Raw genomic sequence first — 15,854 nt, forward strand, 5'->3', positions numbered from 1 at the left:
CGCTATGCCGCGCAAGATTTCGATACTGGGGGCGACCGGGTCCATCGGTCAGAACACGATTGACCTGATCCGCCGCGCGCCCGACGCCTATGAGGTCGTGGCCCTGACCGGCGCGGGCAATATCGCGCAATTGGCTAAGGACGCCATTGCGCTCAAGGCCGATGTGGCCGTCACCGCGCGTGAAGACCTGCTGGATGATTTGCGCGGCGCGCTCAGCGGCAGCGGGGTCGAAGCCGCAGCGGGGGACGAGGCGATCACCGAGGCCGCCTCGCGCCCGGCGGATTGGACCATGTCGGCGATCATCGGCGCGGCGGGGCTGGCACCGGGGCTGGCGGCGCTGCGCCAAGGTGGCACGCTGGCACTGGCCAACAAGGAATCGTTGGTCTGCGCCGGGGCGTTGATCATGGGCGAGGCCGCGCGCCACGGCGCGACGATCCTGCCCGTCGACAGTGAACATTCCGCCGTATTTCAGGCGCTGGTCGGCGAAGACATGACCGCAGTTGAGCGTGTTATCATCACCGCCAGCGGCGGCGCGTTTCGCGATTGGCCGCTCGAAGACCTGCCCCATGCGACGCTCGACCAAGCCTCAAGCCATCCCAATTGGGACATGGGACAGCGCATCACCATCGACTCGGCGTCGATGTTTAACAAGGCGATGGAAGTCATTGAGACGCGTGAGTTTTTCGGCGTCTCCCCCGAGGCGATTGAGGTGCTGGTGCATCCGCAGTCGATGATCCATGCGCTGGTGGGCTTTTGCGACGGGGGGCTGATGGCCCATGTCGGCCCCGCGGATATGCGCCATGCCATCGGCTATGCGCTGCACCACCCCGCGCGCGGGCATCTCCCCGTTGAGCGGTTGGACCTGACCAAGATTGGACGTTTCGATTTCACCGCCCCCGATGACGCCCGCTGGCCCGCGCTGCGGCTGGCGCGGGACGTCATGGCAGCGGGCGGTCTGATGGGCGCGGTCTTTAACGCGGCCAAGGAAGTGGCGCTTGACGGTTTCATCGACGGACGGCTGCGCTTTACGCAGATGGCCGAGATCGTCGAAGAGGTGCTGGAGCGCCGCGCCGAAGAGGCCGCGCAGGGCCGCAACGACATGACACTTGAACTGGTGGCACAGGCGGACCATCTCGCACGCAAGGCGGCAGAGGCCGCAATTCAGAAAAGGGCAGGGTAGCACGTTGGACATCATGGGATTTTTGCCGGAGTTCGGCGGGCTGATCTGGACGATACTGGCCTTTGTCGTGGCGCTGTCGGTGATCGTGGCGATCCACGAATACGGCCATTACATCGTTGGCCGTTGGACCGGGATCAAGGCGGATGTCTTCAGTCTCGGCTTCGGCCCCGTGCTCTTCTCTCGCGTCGACAGGCGCGGCACGCGCTGGCAGTTCGCGCTGCTGCCCTTTGGCGGCTATGTGAAATTCGCAGGCGACTCCAACGCGGCCTCCGGCAAGGATGAGACCGCGATGGAAGCGCTCGCCGACGACCCCGAGGCGCTGCGCCACACGATGCACGGCGCGCCGCTCTATGCGCGCGCGCTGACCGTGGCGGCGGGGCCGGTGTTCAACTTTGCCCTGTCGATCATCATTTTCTTCGCCGTGGCGATGACGGCGGGCACCGCCCGTGATCCGCTGACCGTGGGCGAGCTGCGCGCGCTGCCGAGTGATGCCTATGAGTTGGCTCCGGGCGATATTCTCCGCGCGGTCGAAGGCACCCCGGTGCCCTCGCTCTCTGCCGGGGAAGGCTATGGCGATTTCCTGACCAACCTGCCGCAGGAAGCGGTTCTGAGCTATGACATCACCCGCGACGGCGAAGAGTTGACCGTGCCTGGCCCCTATCTGATGCCGCCGCTGGTCAGCAACGTCGCCCCGCAATCGGCGGCGCAAGAAGCCGGTCTGCGCAGTGGCGATGTGATCACCGCCGTGAATGGGCAAGAGATCGTGGCCTTTGGGGAATTGAAAGAGGTGGTCGAAGCCTCCGAAGGGGCCCCGCAGGAGTTGACCGTCTGGCGCGATGGCGAGACCCTGCCTTTCACCCTTGTCCCCAAAGCCACGGATGAGCCGCAGCCGGATGGCAGTTTCAAACAGAACCTGCGCATTGGCATCGTTGGCGGCATGGCTTTCGTGCCTGCGACCGATACCCCCGGCGTGGGCGAGGCGTTTGGCACCGGTTTGGACAACACTTGGCGCATCATCACCGGGTCGATCTCGGGCCTGCGTGAGATGATCGTCGGCAATATCAGCACCTGCAACCTCAGCGGCCCGGTGGGCATCGCCCAGACCTCGGGCGCGATGGCGAGCCAAGGGGCGCAGTCCTTCATCTATTTCATCGCGGTGCTGAGCACAGCGGTCGGTCTGCTGAACCTCTTCCCGATCCCGGCCTTGGACGGTGGGCATCTGGTGTTCTACGCCTATGAGGCGGTGACCGGCAAACCGCCCAGCGATGGCGCGCTGCGCTTTTTGATGAGCATTGGCATCGCCTTGGTGCTGACCCTGATGCTCTTTGCGCTTGGCAATGATCTGTTCTGCCCCTAAACGGCGCAGGGACAGCGAAAGAGAGCCTGCGCCCTGCCCTTCGGGGCAGGGCGCAATGCCTTCAAATGGCCACAATTGAACAAAATCGTGCCGCAATCTCTGGCTATGGTTCCCCTTCATCAAGAAGGAACCGAAGATGCACGTCTTGCAAGGAACATACCGCGGCCTGAGCCTGCTTTTGGACCTGAATTGGGACCGTGCGTTCTTTGGCGCGGCCATTGCCGCCGCGCTTTCCGCCGGGGCCTTTGTCGCCTCTCTCTGACAGCCGCCCCGCACCCCGCAGGGGCGCATCTGCGCGTTATCGGCTCATGATGTCATTCCGGCCCAACTTGCCGCATGATATGGTATATTTTTCCCGCCGTTGCTTTTGACAAACCCCGTTAACCTGCGTAGTCAGGTTGACAACAATGTCGTAAAAAACGGGTCGGTGTAATGGGACTGAGGAACGAGGGCAGAATGCCCGTCGAATGGGCGCAGCGCAGCAATGTCGGCAAGACCCTTCGGGGGGCATCGCTTTGTGTCATGTTGTCCGTCGCGTGGCTCGTGCCCGGCAGCCAAGCGCAGGCGCAGCAATATCAGTTCAACACGGTCGTCATCGACGGCAATGAGCGGATTGGCGATAGCGCTATCCTGCGCCGCGCGGGCATCGGGCGCGGGCAGGCGGTGACGGGTGGTCAATTGAACGACGCCTATCAGAACCTGCAAAACTCGGGTCTGTTCGAATCCGTCTCGCTTGAGCCGCAGGGCGGCACGCTGGTGATCACGGTGGTCGAACTGCCGACGCTGAACCGCGTCAGCTTTGAAGGCAACCGCCGCATCAAGGATGAAATGCTGGCCGAACTCATCGGCTCGACCGAGCGGCGGGTGTTCAACCCCAGCCAAGCCGAGCAAGACGCCGCCGCCATCGCGGAGGCTTATAGCAACGAGGGGCGCCTGTCGGCCCGCGTGCAGCCGCGCATCATCCGCCGCGATCAGAACCGCGTCGATCTGGTGTTCGAGATTTTCGAAGGCGACAATGTCGAGATTGAGCGTCTGAGCTTTGTCGGCAACCGCGTCTATTCCGACCGCCGCCTGCGCCGCGTGCTTGGCACCAAACAGGCCGGTCTGTTCCGCCGCTTGGTCAAACGCGACACCTATGTCGAAGGCCGCGTCGAGGCTGACAAACAGTTGCTGCGGGATTTCTACCTGTCGCGCGGCTATGTCGACATGCGCACCGAGGCGGTGAATGCCGAGTTGACCGAAGAGCGTGATGGCGTCTTTGTGGCCTATAACATCACCGAGGGGCAGCAGTTCCGTTTCGGCGAGGTGACGCTGGAATCCGAAGTGCCCGGCCTGAATGCGGCGGCCTATCGCGACCTGCTCAAGATCCGCCCTGGCGTGATCTATTCCCCGACTCTGATCGAGAATGACATCGCCCGGATCGAGCGCCAAGCGATCCGCGATGGCGTCGATTTCCTGCGCGTCGAGCCGGTGATCGACCGCAATGACCGCGATCTGTCGCTTAACGTCACCTACAGGCTCTCCCGTGGGGAGCGCATCTTTGTTGAGCGGATCGACATCGAAGGCAACACCACCACGCTCGACCGTGTGATCCGGCGCGAGTTCGACAGCGTGGAGGGTGACCCCTTCAACCCACGCGAAATCCGCCAAGCAGCGGAACGCATCCGCGCGTTGCAGTATTTCGAGACGGCAGAGGTCAACGCCCGCCAAGGCTCCAGCCCCGAGCAGGTCGTGATCGACGTGGATGTGGAAGAGAAGCCCACAGGCTCTCTGAACTTCGGCGGCTCCTTCTCGAACAACGATGGTTTCGGTGTGGCGGTCAGCTTCCAAGAGGAAAACTTCCTCGGGCGCGGGCAGCGGCTGAACCTGTCGATCTCCACCGCCGAGGATGCAACACGCTATGGCGTGACCTTCGTTGAGCCGCGCTTCCTTGGCCGCGATGTGGCGCTTGGCCTCAAGCTGGATTACGCCGAGACCAATTCCTCCTACACCAGCTATGACACCGAACGTCTGGTCTTCCAGCCCAGCCTGACCTTCCCGGTCAGCGAGAATGGCCGTCTGTCGACGCGCTATACCCTTGAAGGGATCGAGATGCTGGAGCGGGAGGACGAAGACAACAGCGCCACCATCGCGAGTGAAATCGCCGAAGGCGCGCTTTTCTCCTCCTCTGTCGGTTACACCTATACCTATGACACCCGTCGCAGCGGGCTGGACCCGACGCAGGGCGTTCTGTTCGAGTTCGGGCAGGACTTCGCCGGGCTGGGCGGCGACAACGAATATATCAAGACCACGGCCAAGATCGCGGGCGAAAAGCGCATCTTTAACGAGGAAGTCACCCTGCGTGCCACGCTCGAAGGCGGTGCGCTGTCGTGGAACAGCGGCACCAACCGCGCGGTGGACCGCTTCATCCTTGGCCCATCCATCATGCGCGGCTTTGAGCCGGGCGGCATCGGGCCGCGCGACCAGAGCAATGGTGTGGACGACGCGCTTGGCGGTAACCTCTTTGCCGTGGCCCGTTTCGAGGCGGAGTTCCCGCTGGGTCTGCCTGAGGAATATGGCATCACCGGCGGCGTCTTCTATGACGTGGGCAACCTGTGGGACCTGAGCGATGTAAACACTGCGGGAAGTACGGATATCGTCGGCGAAAGCGGTTCGTTCCGCCATGTGATCGGCGTCTCGGTCTTCTGGGACACGCCGCTTGGCCCGCTTCAGTTCAACGTCTCCGACGCGCTGAAGAAAGAGAGCTTTGACAAAGAGCAGAGCTTTGAGGTCACCCTGCGGACCACGTTCTAAGCCCATGCGCCGCGCCTTCATCCCCTTGGTGATGATGCTGGCCGGGGTCACCCCCGGCCTTGCGCAGCAGGCGCCCGTGGCGGAACCTCAGACAAATACAGCCGCCCCCGCGGGGGGCGGTGTGATCAGCCCGGTGCTGACCATCGATTCCGAACGGCTGTTCCGTGACAGCGCCTTTGGCGAGCGTGTCAGCCGCGAGATCGAAGCCCAGAGCGAGCAATTGGCCACGGAGAACCGTGAGATCGAAGCGGCGCTTGAGGCGGAAGAACGCGAGCTCACCGAAAAACGATCCCAGCTGAAACCGGCGCAGTTCCGGCTTATGGCCGATGCCTTTGACGAAAAGGTGCAGCGCACAAGGGCAGAGCAGGCGGCGAAGAACCGGGCGCTGAGCGAGGCGCTGGACCTTGAGCGGGAACGGTTTCTGGCCGCTGCGGCCCCGGTGCTTGAACAGTTGATGCGCAATTCCGACGCGGCGGTCATTCTGGAGCGGCGTCGGGTCTTTGTCTCGTCCTCCGCGATCGAGGTCACGGATGAGGCGATTGCGCTTTTGGACGAGACGATCGGCAGCGGGCTGACGGACGCCGAGTAGGCGCCGCAGCTGCCGGGATGCTTGCCCCCAGCCGCCCGAATTGGTAGCCCTTCGGCAACCTTCTGAGACAAAGGACAGTCCATGACCGAAGAGCTGCTGCGCGCCGATATCCAAATGATCCAGCGCATCCTGCCGCACCGCTATCCCTTTTTGCTGGTCGACAAGGTCGAAGAGATCGCGGGCACCGAGAGTGCTGTCGGCTATAAAAACGTTACCATGAACGAGCCGCATTTTCAGGGCCATTTCCCCGGCACGCCGATCATGCCGGGCGTGACGATTGTGGAGGCAATGGCCCAGACTGCGGGTGTGATGGTGGGCACGGCCCTCGGCATGCAGGACCGCGACATGCTGATCTATTTCATGTCCATCGACAAATGTAAGTTCCGCCGCAAGGTTGGCCCCGGTGATGTGCTGCGGATGGACCTCAAGACCCTGCGCGGCAAGCCGGGTGCGAAGATCTGGAAGTTCGGCGGCGTGGCCACCGTGGAGGGCGAAATGGCCGCCGAGGCCGAGTTCATGGCGATGTTGGATCTCCCGCAGGACGCGGCATGAGCAATATCCACCCCAGTGCCGTGATCGAAGAGGGCGCGCAGATCGACCCTTCGGCGCGCGTCGGCCCTTTCTGCGTGGTCGGGCCCGAGGTCGTGTTGAAGGCAGATGTGGAGCTGAAATCCCATGTCGTCGTCACCGGCCGGACCGAGGTCGGCGCGGGCACGGTGATCTTTTCTTTCGCGGTGATCGGTGAGATTCCGCAGGATTTGAAGTTCAAGGGCGAAGCCAGCCGTCTGGTCATTGGGGAGCGCAACCGCATCCGCGAACATGTCACCATGAACTGCGGCACCGAAGGCGGCGGCGGGGTGACCCGGGTGGGTGATGACGGGCTCTTCATGGCCGGCTGCCACATCGCCCATGACGCCGTGGTTGGCAATCGGGTGATCGTGGTGAACAACGCCGCTGTCGCCGGGCATTGCGTGCTAGAAGATGACGTGATTATCGGCGGGCTGTCTGGCATTCATCAATGGGTGCGGATCGGGCAGGGTGCGATCGTCGGCGCGGTGACCATGGTGACGAATGACGTGATCCCCTACGGCCTCGTGCAAGCGCCGCGCGGTGATCTGGACGGGCTGAACCTCGTTGGCCTGAAACGCGCGGGCGTGGCGCGCAGCGACATCACGGCGCTCAGGGCCGCGTTCCAGATGCTGGCGCAGGGCGAGGGGACATTCTCGGACCGGGCGCGGCGTTTGGGGGACGAGACGCAAAGCGATTACGTCCGCCAGATCGTCGATTTTGTCATGGCCGACACGGGCCGCCATTTCCTGACGCCGAAATGAGCCTTGCGCTGATCGCCGGGCGCGGCGGCCTGCCCGCGCGGGTGGCGGCGGCGCAGGACGTGCCGCCTTTGGTCTGCGCCTATGAGGGCTGCGCGCCCGATGGGCTGAAGGCCGATTTGACCTTCCGGTTGGAGACTTTGGGCAGCCTGCTTGCGCATCTTCTGGGCCTTGGCATCCGCGATGTTTGCCTCTGCGGTGCGATTGACCGGCCTACGCTCGATCCTGCCAAGCTCGACATGCGCACGGCGCCCTTGGTGCCGCAGTTCAAAGCCGCCCTTGCGGCGGGGGACAATGGCGCGCTTGAGGTGATCAAGACGATTTTCGAAGATCACGGTCTGCGGGTGGTTGGGGCCGATGAACTGGTCCCGGACCTGCTGGCCGACAGCGGTGTACTGTCCCGCGAGATGCCCGACGATCAGATGCGCCGGGATGCGGCGCGCGGTGCGGCAGTGCTTGATGGGTTGGCAAGCTTGGACATCGGGCAGGCCTGCGTGATCGGGCGTGAACAGGTCTATGGGGTCGAGACCATTGGGGGCACGGATCATTTGCTTGCGACCCTGCCAGAAGCGGTAGAGGGCGCGCGCGCAGTGCTTTGCAAAGGCCCGAAAACTGGCCAAATCCGTGAGATCGACCTGCCAACCATCGGCCCCGACACGCTGCGCGCCGCCCATGCGGCGGGGCTGGCGGGCGTGGTGGTCAAGGCTGGCGGCGTGATGCTACTGGAGCGGGACGCTTGCGTGGCGCTGGCAGATGAATTGGGATTGGTGCTTTGGGTCCGAGAGGGGGACGCGGGATGAAGGTGTTCATTCTGGCAGGCGAGCCTTCGGGCGACCGGTTGGGCGGCGCGCTCATGGCCGGATTGAAAGAACTCTGCCCCGAGGTGACATTCGACGGCATCGGCGGGCCGCAGATGATGGCTGAGGGGCTGGAAAGCCGCTTTAATATGGATGAACTCAGCGTCATGGGGCTGGCGGAGATCCTGCCCAAATACCGCGCGCTGATGGCCCGGATCAATGAGACGGCACAGGCGGTGATTGAAACCAAGCCAGATGTGCTCATCACCATCGACAGCCCCGATTTCTCACTGCGCGTGGCGCGCAAGGTGAAAGAGAAATCCGATATCAGAACAGTGCATTACGTGGCCCCAACCGTCTGGGCATGGCGCCCCGGCAGGGCCGAGAAGATGGCCCGTTCCGTCGATCACGTCCTCGCCCTGTTCCCCTTCGAGCCGCCCTATATGGAAGCGGCAGGCATGGCCTGCGATTTTGTCGGCCACCCGGTGGTGGCCGAGCCCGTGGCCGATGACGCCGCCGCCGCGTCGTTCCGTGCCGAACACCGCCTCGCCGATGCGCCCTTGCTACTTGCCTTGCCCGGTTCGCGCCGGGGGGAGGTCTCGCGGCTGGCCCCGGTGTTTCAGCAGGTCGTCGCGCGATTGGTCGAGGCCGAGCCGTCTTTGCGCGTCGTCGTTCCTGCGGCGGCCCCTGTGGCGGCCTTGGTCAAACAGGTAACGCGCAACTGGGCGGGCAGCCCGCTGGTGCTGGACCCGCGCGACCAAAGTGCCGAGGCTTTCACCGCCAGCAAACGCGCCGCCTTCCGCGCGGCGGATGTGGCGCTTGCGGCCTCGGGCACCGTATCGCTGGAGCTTGCCGCGGTGAACACGCCGATGGTCATCGCTTATGACATGAATTGGATCAGCCGCCAGATCATCGGTCGGATGCTGCGGGTGGATACGGTGACGCTGGTCAACCTCGTCTCGGAAACCCGCGTGGTGCCGGAATTCATCGGCGCGAACTGCCGCCCCGGCCCGATTGCCGAAGGGGTTTTGCAAGTGCTGCGCGCGCCCGGCGCCCAGAAGGACGCCATGGCGCTGACGATGCAGCGTCTGGGGCAGGGGGGTGAGGCACCCGGCCTGCGGGCCGCGCGGGCGGTGCTGGCGCGGCTTTAAGGGCTGTCAGCCGCGGTGAATCCAGCCGCCTCCAAAAATGCGCGTGCTTTCAGGATCATAGAAAACACAGGCCTGCCCGGGAGAGACGCCTTCCTCGGCGGTGAGTAGCTCGACCTCGGCCTCCGTTTCGCTGATCGGGCGCAGGATTGCATCGCGTGGCGGACGGGTGGAGCGCACGCGAACGGCGATGTTCCATTCCGCCTGCGAGGTCAGGGGCGCATCGCCCAGCCAGTTGATTTCGCGCACCGGGATTTTGCGGGTGGCGAGCATGGATTTCGGACCGACGACAACTTCTTTCCGCTCGGGGTCGAGCTTCACGACATAAAGCGGATCGGCAAGACCGCCGATGCCGAGGCCGCGGCGCTGGCCGATGGTGTAATGGATCACGCCCTCGTGGCTGCCCAGTACATTGCCCTCGGTGTCGACGATATTGCCCGGATCAGCGGCCTCGGGGCGCAGCTTGCGGATCACCGCGGCGTAGTCGCCGTTCGGGACAAAGCAGATGTCTTGGCTGTCAGGCTTATCGGCAACCTCCAGCCCGTATTTCGCGGCGAGCTTGCGGGTGTCGTCCTTGCTTGGCAGATGGCCCAGCGGGAAGCGCAGGTAGGACAGCTGCTCTTCGGTGGTGGAGAAGAGGAAATAGCTCTGGTCGCGGTTGCCATCGGCGGCGGCATGCAGCTCCGGCCCGTTCTCACCCATCTTGCGCTGGATATAATGGCCGGTGGCCATGCAGTCGGCCTCCAGATCCTTGGCGGTTTCCAGCAGGTCCTTGAACTTCACCCGCTCGTTGCAGCGGATGCAGGGCACGGGCGTGGCGCCGCCGAGGTAGCTGTCGGCAAACTCGTCGATCACGGCGTCCTTGAAGACGTTCTCATAGTCCAAGACGTAATGCGGGAAGCCCATCTCTTCGGCCACGCGGCGGGCATCTTGAATGTCTACGCCCGCACAGCAGGCGCCTTTCTTGGCCAGCGCCGCACCGTGATCGTAGAGCTGCAGGGTCACGCCTACGACGTCATAGCCCTCGTCCTTGAGCATGGCCGCGACGACGGAACTGTCCACGCCGCCCGACATCGCCACGACGACGCGCGTATCGGCAGGCGCTTTGGCAAAGCCAAGCGAATTGAGCGGCGGGGTCTGATCAAGGGCCATGGGTCTCTCCGGAGTTTGTGCGCGAATATAGGAAAATCCTACCTAGTCACAAGGGCGGGCTTCACGCCGCGTTAAGGCAGGTGGGGGTTATTGGACGCCAAAACAATGGCGGATGATGCGATGTACCTGAAAAAAGTCGATGGGCCACGGTCTGTTACCCTCGCTGACGGGAGCGTGATGTCACGCGCTGATTTGCCAAGCGCCGATACCCGCAGGTGGGTGGCCTCGCGCAAGGCGGCGGTGGTGCGGGGGGTGGTCTATGGGCTGATCACCCAATCCGAAGCGCTGGAGCGTTACGGCATCAGTGACGAAGAATTTATGGAGTGGTTACATGCGGTTACCGAACATGGGGAGGCGGCGCTGAAAGCCACGGCCTTGAAAAAATATAGACAACTTTAAGTTGTTAATCTATCCTGTCGAGTATCGGTAACGGGTAGTTAACCTTTTTTGCTCAGGGTGAGCCCATCGTCCAAGATGAGCCGGAGTAACCGAAATGCGTGTATTGTTAGTTGAAGACGACCCAACGACCTCTCGCAGTATCGAACTGATGCTGACCCATGCGAATCTCAACGTCTACGCCACCGACCTAGGCGAAGAGGGAATCGATCTGGCCAAGCTTTACGATTATGATTTGATCCTGCTCGACCTCGATCTGCCGGATATGAACGGCCATGACGTGCTGCGCCAGTTGCGGCTCGCCCGGATTGAGACGCCGATCCTGATCCTCTCAGGCTCCGACGATACGGAAAATAAGCTGAGGGGCTTCGGCTTCGGAGCCGACGATTATTTGACGAAACCCTTTCATCGGGAGGAATTGGTCGCCCGGATCCATGCCATTATTCGGCGGTCCAAGGGGCATTCGCAATCCATCATCAAGACGGGCCAAGTGGCGGTGAACCTTGATGCCAAGACCGTCAGCGTGAACGATACCCCCGTGCATCTGACCGGCAAGGAATATCAGATGCTCGAACTCCTGAGCCTGCGGAAGGGCACGACCCTGACCAAGGAAATGTTTCTTAACCACCTCTATGGCGGCATGGATGAGCCTGAGTTGAAGATCATTGATGTCTTCATCTGCAAACTTCGCAAGAAGCTGAGCCAAGCCACCGGCGGTGAGAGCTATATCGAGACGGTCTGGGGCCGCGGCTATGTGCTGCGCGATCCTGACCCGGTCGAGATGGATTTGGCCGCCAGCGCCTGATCCCCCTCGGCCCCGGCTTGAAATCATTCGCCCTGAAATCGCTAGACCTGCCCCTGATCGCCACCTATCTAAGCGACAGATGACAATATCGGGGGCAGATCGTGACATCCCAGATCGAGGTTGAAGCGCTGACCAAAGCGCAGGCAGAGACGGAATTGGCCCGGCTGGCCGATGTGTTGAGCACGGCGAACACCGCCTATCATACGGAAGATGCACCGGAAATTTCCGATGCGAAATATGACGCGCTCAAACGCCGCAATGCCGAGATCGAAGCGCGTTTTCCGGACCTCAAACGCGCCGATAGCCCCTCCGAACAGGTCGGCGCACCGGTTGCCGAAGGCTTTGGCAAGATACGCCATGCGGTGCCGATGCTCTCGCTCGCCAATGCTTTCGACGCCGAGGAAGTCACCGAATTCGACGCGCGGATCCGCAAATATCTTGGCCTCGGTGCCGATGCGCCGCTGGCCTATACGGCCGAGCCCAAGATCGATGGGCTGTCGCTTTCTCTGCGCTACGAAAACGGCGTGTTGGTCCAAGCCGCCACCCGCGGCGATGGCGCGGTGGGCGAGAATGTCACCGCGAACGCTCGCACGATCAAAGACATCCCGCAAGAGCTCAAGAACGCGCCGGATCTGCTGGAGGTGCGCGGCGAGGTCTATATGAGCCACGCCGATTTCGCGGCCCTAAACGCGCGGCAGGCGGAAAGGGGCGGCAAGACTTTCGCTAACCCGCGCAATGCCGCTGCCGGATCGCTGCGCCAATTGGACCCTGCAATTACCCGCGCGCGACCCTTGCGGTTCTTCGCCTATGCTTGGGGCGCGCTTTCGGCCCCCTTGGCCGACACCCAAAAAGGCGCCATCGACCGTTTGGCGGAACTGGGGTTCTCGACCAACCCTTTGACCGCGCTTTGCGAGGGGCCGGGCGATATGGTCGCCCATTATGAGGCGATCGAGGCGCAGCGCGCCACCCTTGGCTATGACATCGACGGCGTGGTCTACAAGGTCGATGACCTTGCCCTGCAGCACCGGCTCGGCTTTCGCTCGACCACCCCGCGTTGGGCTGTGGCCCATAAATTCGCCGCCGAACTGGCATGGACCCGGCTTGAGAGCATCGACATTCAGGTCGGCCGCACCGGGGCATTGTCCCCCGTGGCGCGGTTGCAGCCGGTGACGGTGGGCGGTGTCGTTGTCTCAAACGCCACGCTGCACAATGAGGACTACATCAAAGGGCTCGACAGCAAGGGCGCCGAAATCCGCGGTGGCAAGGATGTGCGCGTCGGTGACTGGGTACAGATCTACCGCGCGGGCGATGTGATCCCGAAAGTGGCCGATGTTGACCTGTCGAAACGCCCCGAGGATGCGGCGCCTTTCGTCTTTCCGACCACCTGCCCGGAATGCGGGTCGGATGCGATTCGCGAGCCGGGCGATGCGGTGCGGCGCTGCACGGGCGGGCTGATCTGCCCGGCCCAAGCCGTTGAAAAGCTGTTCCATTTTGTCAGCCGCAAAGCCTTTGACATTGATGGCTTGGGGGCCAAACAGGTCGAACAGTTCTACCACGACGGCTGGATTGCAGAGCCTGCGGATATCTTCACCCTGAAAGAGCGTTACGGCAGCGGCGTGCAGCAGTTGAAGAACCGCGAAGGCTGGGGGCCGAAATCGGCCGAAAACCTGTTCCAAGCCATTGAAGATCGGCGCGAAATTCCCATGGCGCGGCTGATCTTTGCCCTCGGCATTCGCCATGTGGGCGAGGCGGCGTCGAACCTGATCGCGCTGCACTACGGCGATTGGCAGAGTTTCGAGGCCGCCATGGCCGAGGCGCGCGGGCTGGACGGCCCGGCGTGGGACGATCTGATCGGCGTCGATGGGGTGGGCAGCGTCATGGCGGGCTCGCTCGTCTCGGCCTTCGCGCAAGAGGCGGAGCGCGCCTCGATCGACCGGCTGGTGGCGCATCTGACCGTGATTCCTGCCGAGCGGCCCGACACCGAAGGCAGCCCCGTGGCGGGCAAAACGGTCGTCTTCACCGGCACGTTGGAGAAGATGAGCCGTGCCGAGGCCAAGGCCCGGGCGGAGCGTTTGGGGGCCAAGGTTTCGGGCTCGGTCAGCGGCAAGACCGACATTCTGGTCGCGGGGCCGGGTGCGGGGTCCAAGGCCAAAAAGGCCGCCGAACTGGGGATCGAGACCTTGGATGAAGACGGCTGGCTGGCCCTGATCGACGGCCAATGAGCGGCAGACCGGAACAGCTCTTCCCGCTTTTCGCCGGGCTGGAAACGCTCGAAGGGGTGGGGCCTAAAACTGCGCAATTGCTGGGGCAATTGGGCATCCAAGCGCCGCGCGATCTAATTTTTACCCTGCCGCATTCCGGCATCGACCGCCGTCTGCGCGACAGCGTGAAGGAGGCGCATCTGCCCGCGACATTGACCGTCGCGGTCACGATCGGCGCGCATCGCCCGGCCCGCAACAAGGGGGGCGCCTATCGCATCATGGTTGAGGACGCGCAGACCAGTTTTCAACTGGTCTATTTCCACGCGCGGGGCGATTACTGGCAGCGCCAATTGCCCGAAGGCAGCCGTCGCATCGTCTCGGGCCGGGTGGAGTTTTTCGATGGGATGGCGCAGATGGTCCACCCCGATTTCGCGGTGCCGGAGGATCAGGCCAGCAGCATTCCCGATTTTGAGCCGGTTTACCCGCTGACCTCCGGGCTGACACAAAAGCTGATGTACAAGGCCACCCGCGGCGCGTTGAAACGGCTGCCGATGGTGGCCGAATGGGCCGATCCGGGGCAGGTGGCGCAGGCCGGCTGGCCCGATTTCGTCGCCGCCGCAGAGGCCGCGCATGATCCGCGGAAGGCCGAGGATCTGACCGCCACCGCGCCCGCGCGCGAGCGGTTGGCCTATGACGAGCTTTTCGCCCATCAGGTGACCTTGGCGCTGGCGCGACAGAATGAGCGGCGCAAGATCGGGCGGGCGAACCGGGGCGACGGGCGGCTGCAACAAAGGGTGCTGTCCTCCTTGCCCTATCGCCCCACCGGTGCGCAACAGCGCGCGATCGAAGAGATCACCGCCGACATGGGCCGCGAGACGCGGATGAACCGCCTGTTGCAGGGCGATGTGGGGGCGGGCAAGACGCTGGTGGCTTTTATGGCGCTCTTGCGCGCGGTTGAGGCGGGGGGACAAGCGGTGCTGATGGCGCCGACGGAAATCCTTGCCCGTCAGCACCTTATGGGGCTTCAGCCGCTGGCGGAACAGGCGGGCGTTGTGCTGGAACTGCTCACCGGGCGCGACAAGGGGGGCGAGCGTCGGGCCAAGCTCGCGGCGCTGGAACGCGGCGATATCCAGATCCTCGTCGGCACCCACGCGGTCTTTCAGGCGGATGTCAGCTTTGCCGATCTGCGCCTCGCCGTGGTTGATGAACAGCACCGTTTCGGCGTGCGGCAGCGACTGGAACTGGGCCGTAAGGGGAAGCTCGCCGATGTCCTTGTGATGACCGCTACGCCGATTCCGCGCAGTCTGGCGCTGGCGCAATACGGCGATATGGATGTGTCGATCCTCGACGAAAAGCCCCCCGGGCGGCAGCCCATTCGCACCGCGCTCGTCTCGACCTCACGGATGGATGAGGTTATCGACCGGATGCGTCATGCGATCAGTGAGGGGCGGCAGTGCTACTGGGTGTGTCCGCTGGTAGAGGAAAGCGAGGTCAGCGATCTTACGGCGGCGGAGGACCGGTTCAAACGTCTGCGCGCCGCTCTGGGCGAGGGCGTTGTCGGGCTGGTCCACGGCCAGATGCCGCCCGCCGAGAAGCACGCCGCCATGCGCGCCTTCCAATCGGGGGAGACCAAGGTGCTGGTGGCCACCACGGTGATCGAAGTGGGCGTCGACGTGCCCAATGCAACAATCATGGTGGTGGAACGGGCAGAAATTTTCGGCCTCGCGCAGCTGCACCAGTTGCGGGGTCGCGTCGGGCGGGGCTCAGGCGCCTCGACCTGCCTTTTGATGTATCAAGCGCCGCTGAGTGAGACGGGCCGCCAGCGGCTTGAGGTGCTGCGCGAATCCGAGGACGGGTTTGTCATCGCCGAAACCGACCTGAAGATGCGCGGCACGGGGGATCTGATTGGCACGGCGCAGTCCGGCGTGCCGCGTTTCCGCGTGGCGGATTTGGAGCGTCAGGCGGGGCTGATGGCGGTGGCGCAATCAGACGCGCGCAAGCTTTTGGTCGATGACCCCAGCCTCGAAGGGCCGCGCGGCAAGGCCGTGAGACTGCTTTTGTGGCTCATGCGGCAGGATGAAGCGATCCGTTTGATAACAGTGGGTTAG

At 63.4% G+C, this 15,854-nt stretch carries 14 protein-coding genes; 13 read left to right on the plus strand and 1 reads right to left on the minus strand.

The window, feature by feature from the left end; all coding sequences use genetic code 11:
* Nucleotides 1–4 precede the first annotated feature (4 nt).
* The 9 genes from dxr to lpxB all read left to right on the plus strand — a co-directional run bounded on the left by dxr (nucleotide 5) and on the right by lpxB (nucleotide 9,195).
* Entirely contained in the window at nucleotides 5–1,180 is a 1,176-nt protein-coding gene (gene dxr / locus ACGYLI_RS03940) for a 1-deoxy-D-xylulose-5-phosphate reductoisomerase (RefSeq protein ID WP_394417232.1), read from the plus strand.
* 13 nt (nucleotides 1,181–1,193) lie between these two features.
* Nucleotides 1,194–2,537: an RIP metalloprotease RseP gene (gene rseP / locus ACGYLI_RS03945; protein ID WP_394417235.1), complete on the plus strand. Its 1,344-nt coding sequence runs from the start codon at nucleotides 1,194–1,196 to the stop codon at nucleotides 2,535–2,537.
* Nucleotides 2,538–2,673: 136 nt separating this feature from the next.
* Nucleotides 2,674–2,799: a hypothetical protein gene (locus ACGYLI_RS03950; RefSeq protein ID WP_269451576.1), complete on the plus strand. Its 126-nt coding sequence runs from the start codon at nucleotides 2,674–2,676 to the stop codon at nucleotides 2,797–2,799.
* Between the two features lie 194 nt (nucleotides 2,800–2,993).
* Nucleotides 2,994–5,330: an outer membrane protein assembly factor BamA gene (gene bamA / locus ACGYLI_RS03955; protein WP_394417238.1), complete on the plus strand. Its 2,337-nt coding sequence runs from the start codon at nucleotides 2,994–2,996 to the stop codon at nucleotides 5,328–5,330.
* Between the two features lie 4 nt (nucleotides 5,331–5,334).
* Nucleotides 5,335–5,919 carry an OmpH family outer membrane protein gene (locus ACGYLI_RS03960; RefSeq protein ID WP_394417241.1) on the plus strand — a complete coding sequence of 195 codons (585 nt, stop codon included), beginning with the start codon at nucleotides 5,335–5,337 and terminating at the stop codon, nucleotides 5,917–5,919.
* A gap of 81 nt (nucleotides 5,920–6,000) precedes the next feature.
* Complete coding sequence (gene fabZ, locus ACGYLI_RS03965; RefSeq protein WP_067264885.1) at nucleotides 6,001–6,471, plus strand: 3-hydroxyacyl-ACP dehydratase FabZ; 471 nt, start codon at nucleotides 6,001–6,003, stop codon at nucleotides 6,469–6,471.
* A complete protein-coding gene (lpxA, locus tag ACGYLI_RS03970) occupies nucleotides 6,468–7,250 on the plus strand; it encodes an acyl-ACP--UDP-N-acetylglucosamine O-acyltransferase (RefSeq protein ID WP_271687453.1) in 783 nt (260 codons plus the stop codon). The genes fabZ and lpxA overlap by 4 nt, the downstream gene beginning before the upstream one ends.
* Nucleotides 7,247–8,047: an LpxI family protein gene (locus ACGYLI_RS03975; protein WP_394417244.1), complete on the plus strand. Its 801-nt coding sequence runs from the start codon at nucleotides 7,247–7,249 to the stop codon at nucleotides 8,045–8,047. The genes lpxA and ACGYLI_RS03975 overlap by 4 nt, the downstream gene beginning before the upstream one ends.
* Complete coding sequence (lpxB, locus tag ACGYLI_RS03980) at nucleotides 8,044–9,195, plus strand: lipid-A-disaccharide synthase (protein WP_394417247.1); 1,152 nt, start codon at nucleotides 8,044–8,046, stop codon at nucleotides 9,193–9,195. The genes ACGYLI_RS03975 and lpxB overlap by 4 nt, the downstream gene beginning before the upstream one ends.
* A 6-nt stretch (nucleotides 9,196–9,201) precedes the next feature.
* Here the strand turns inward: lpxB and mnmA are convergent, their stop codons facing one another.
* The gene (gene mnmA, locus ACGYLI_RS03985) at nucleotides 9,202–10,344 is read right to left on the minus strand and encodes a tRNA 2-thiouridine(34) synthase MnmA (protein ID WP_067266051.1); all 1,143 of its coding nucleotides are present in this window, start codon (nucleotides 10,342–10,344) and stop codon (nucleotides 9,202–9,204) included.
* A 120-nt stretch (nucleotides 10,345–10,464) separates the two neighbouring features.
* On the opposite strand from mnmA, the gene ACGYLI_RS03990 reads away from it, so the two are divergent.
* From ACGYLI_RS03990 to recG, 4 genes are all read left to right on the plus strand, one after another.
* A complete protein-coding gene (locus ACGYLI_RS03990) occupies nucleotides 10,465–10,743 on the plus strand; it encodes a DUF1153 domain-containing protein (protein WP_067266163.1) in 279 nt (92 codons plus the stop codon).
* Nucleotides 10,744–10,837: 94 nt separating this feature from the next.
* The gene (gene ctrA / locus ACGYLI_RS03995) at nucleotides 10,838–11,545 is read left to right on the plus strand and encodes a response regulator transcription factor CtrA (RefSeq protein ID WP_136720308.1); all 708 of its coding nucleotides are present in this window, start codon (nucleotides 10,838–10,840) and stop codon (nucleotides 11,543–11,545) included.
* Nucleotides 11,546–11,646: 101 nt separating this feature from the next.
* A complete protein-coding gene (gene ligA, locus ACGYLI_RS04000) occupies nucleotides 11,647–13,767 on the plus strand; it encodes an NAD-dependent DNA ligase LigA (RefSeq protein WP_394417250.1) in 2,121 nt (706 codons plus the stop codon).
* Nucleotides 13,764–15,854, plus strand: coding sequence for an ATP-dependent DNA helicase RecG (recG, locus tag ACGYLI_RS04005; RefSeq protein ID WP_394417253.1), 2,091 nt, complete (start codon nucleotides 13,764–13,766; stop codon nucleotides 15,852–15,854). Before ligA ends, recG begins: the two co-directional genes overlap by 4 nt.

Source organism: Sulfitobacter sp. 1A13421 (genome assembly GCF_043557285.1).
Taxonomy (GTDB): domain Bacteria; phylum Pseudomonadota; class Alphaproteobacteria; order Rhodobacterales; family Rhodobacteraceae; genus Sulfitobacter; species Sulfitobacter faviae.

Bases quoted from the DNA above. Each gene is read 5' to 3' on its own strand.
- ACGYLI_RS03960 (WP_394417241.1), top strand. From the start codon at position 5,335: ATGCGCCGCGCCTTCATCCCCTTGGTGATGATGCTGGCCGGGGTCACC.
- lpxB (WP_394417247.1), top strand. From the start codon at position 8,044: ATGAAGGTGTTCATTCTGGCAGGCGAGCCTTCGGGCGACCGGTTGGGC.
- ACGYLI_RS03950 (WP_269451576.1), top strand. From the start codon at position 2,674: ATGCACGTCTTGCAAGGAACATACCGCGGCCTGAGCCTGCTTTTGGAC.
- dxr (WP_394417232.1), top strand. From the start codon at position 5: ATGCCGCGCAAGATTTCGATACTGGGGGCGACCGGGTCCATCGGTCAG.
- ctrA (WP_136720308.1), top strand. From the start codon at position 10,838: ATGCGTGTATTGTTAGTTGAAGACGACCCAACGACCTCTCGCAGTATC.
- rseP (WP_394417235.1), top strand. From the start codon at position 1,194: ATGGGATTTTTGCCGGAGTTCGGCGGGCTGATCTGGACGATACTGGCC.
- bamA (WP_394417238.1), top strand. From the start codon at position 2,994: ATGCCCGTCGAATGGGCGCAGCGCAGCAATGTCGGCAAGACCCTTCGG.
- lpxA (WP_271687453.1), top strand. From the start codon at position 6,468: ATGAGCAATATCCACCCCAGTGCCGTGATCGAAGAGGGCGCGCAGATC.
- recG (WP_394417253.1), top strand. From the start codon at position 13,764: ATGAGCGGCAGACCGGAACAGCTCTTCCCGCTTTTCGCCGGGCTGGAA.
- mnmA (WP_067266051.1), bottom strand. From the start codon at position 10,344: ATGGCCCTTGATCAGACCCCGCCGCTCAATTCGCTTGGCTTTGCCAAA.
- ACGYLI_RS03990 (WP_067266163.1), top strand. From the start codon at position 10,465: ATGTACCTGAAAAAAGTCGATGGGCCACGGTCTGTTACCCTCGCTGAC.
- fabZ (WP_067264885.1), top strand. From the start codon at position 6,001: ATGACCGAAGAGCTGCTGCGCGCCGATATCCAAATGATCCAGCGCATC.
- ACGYLI_RS03975 (WP_394417244.1), top strand. From the start codon at position 7,247: ATGAGCCTTGCGCTGATCGCCGGGCGCGGCGGCCTGCCCGCGCGGGTG.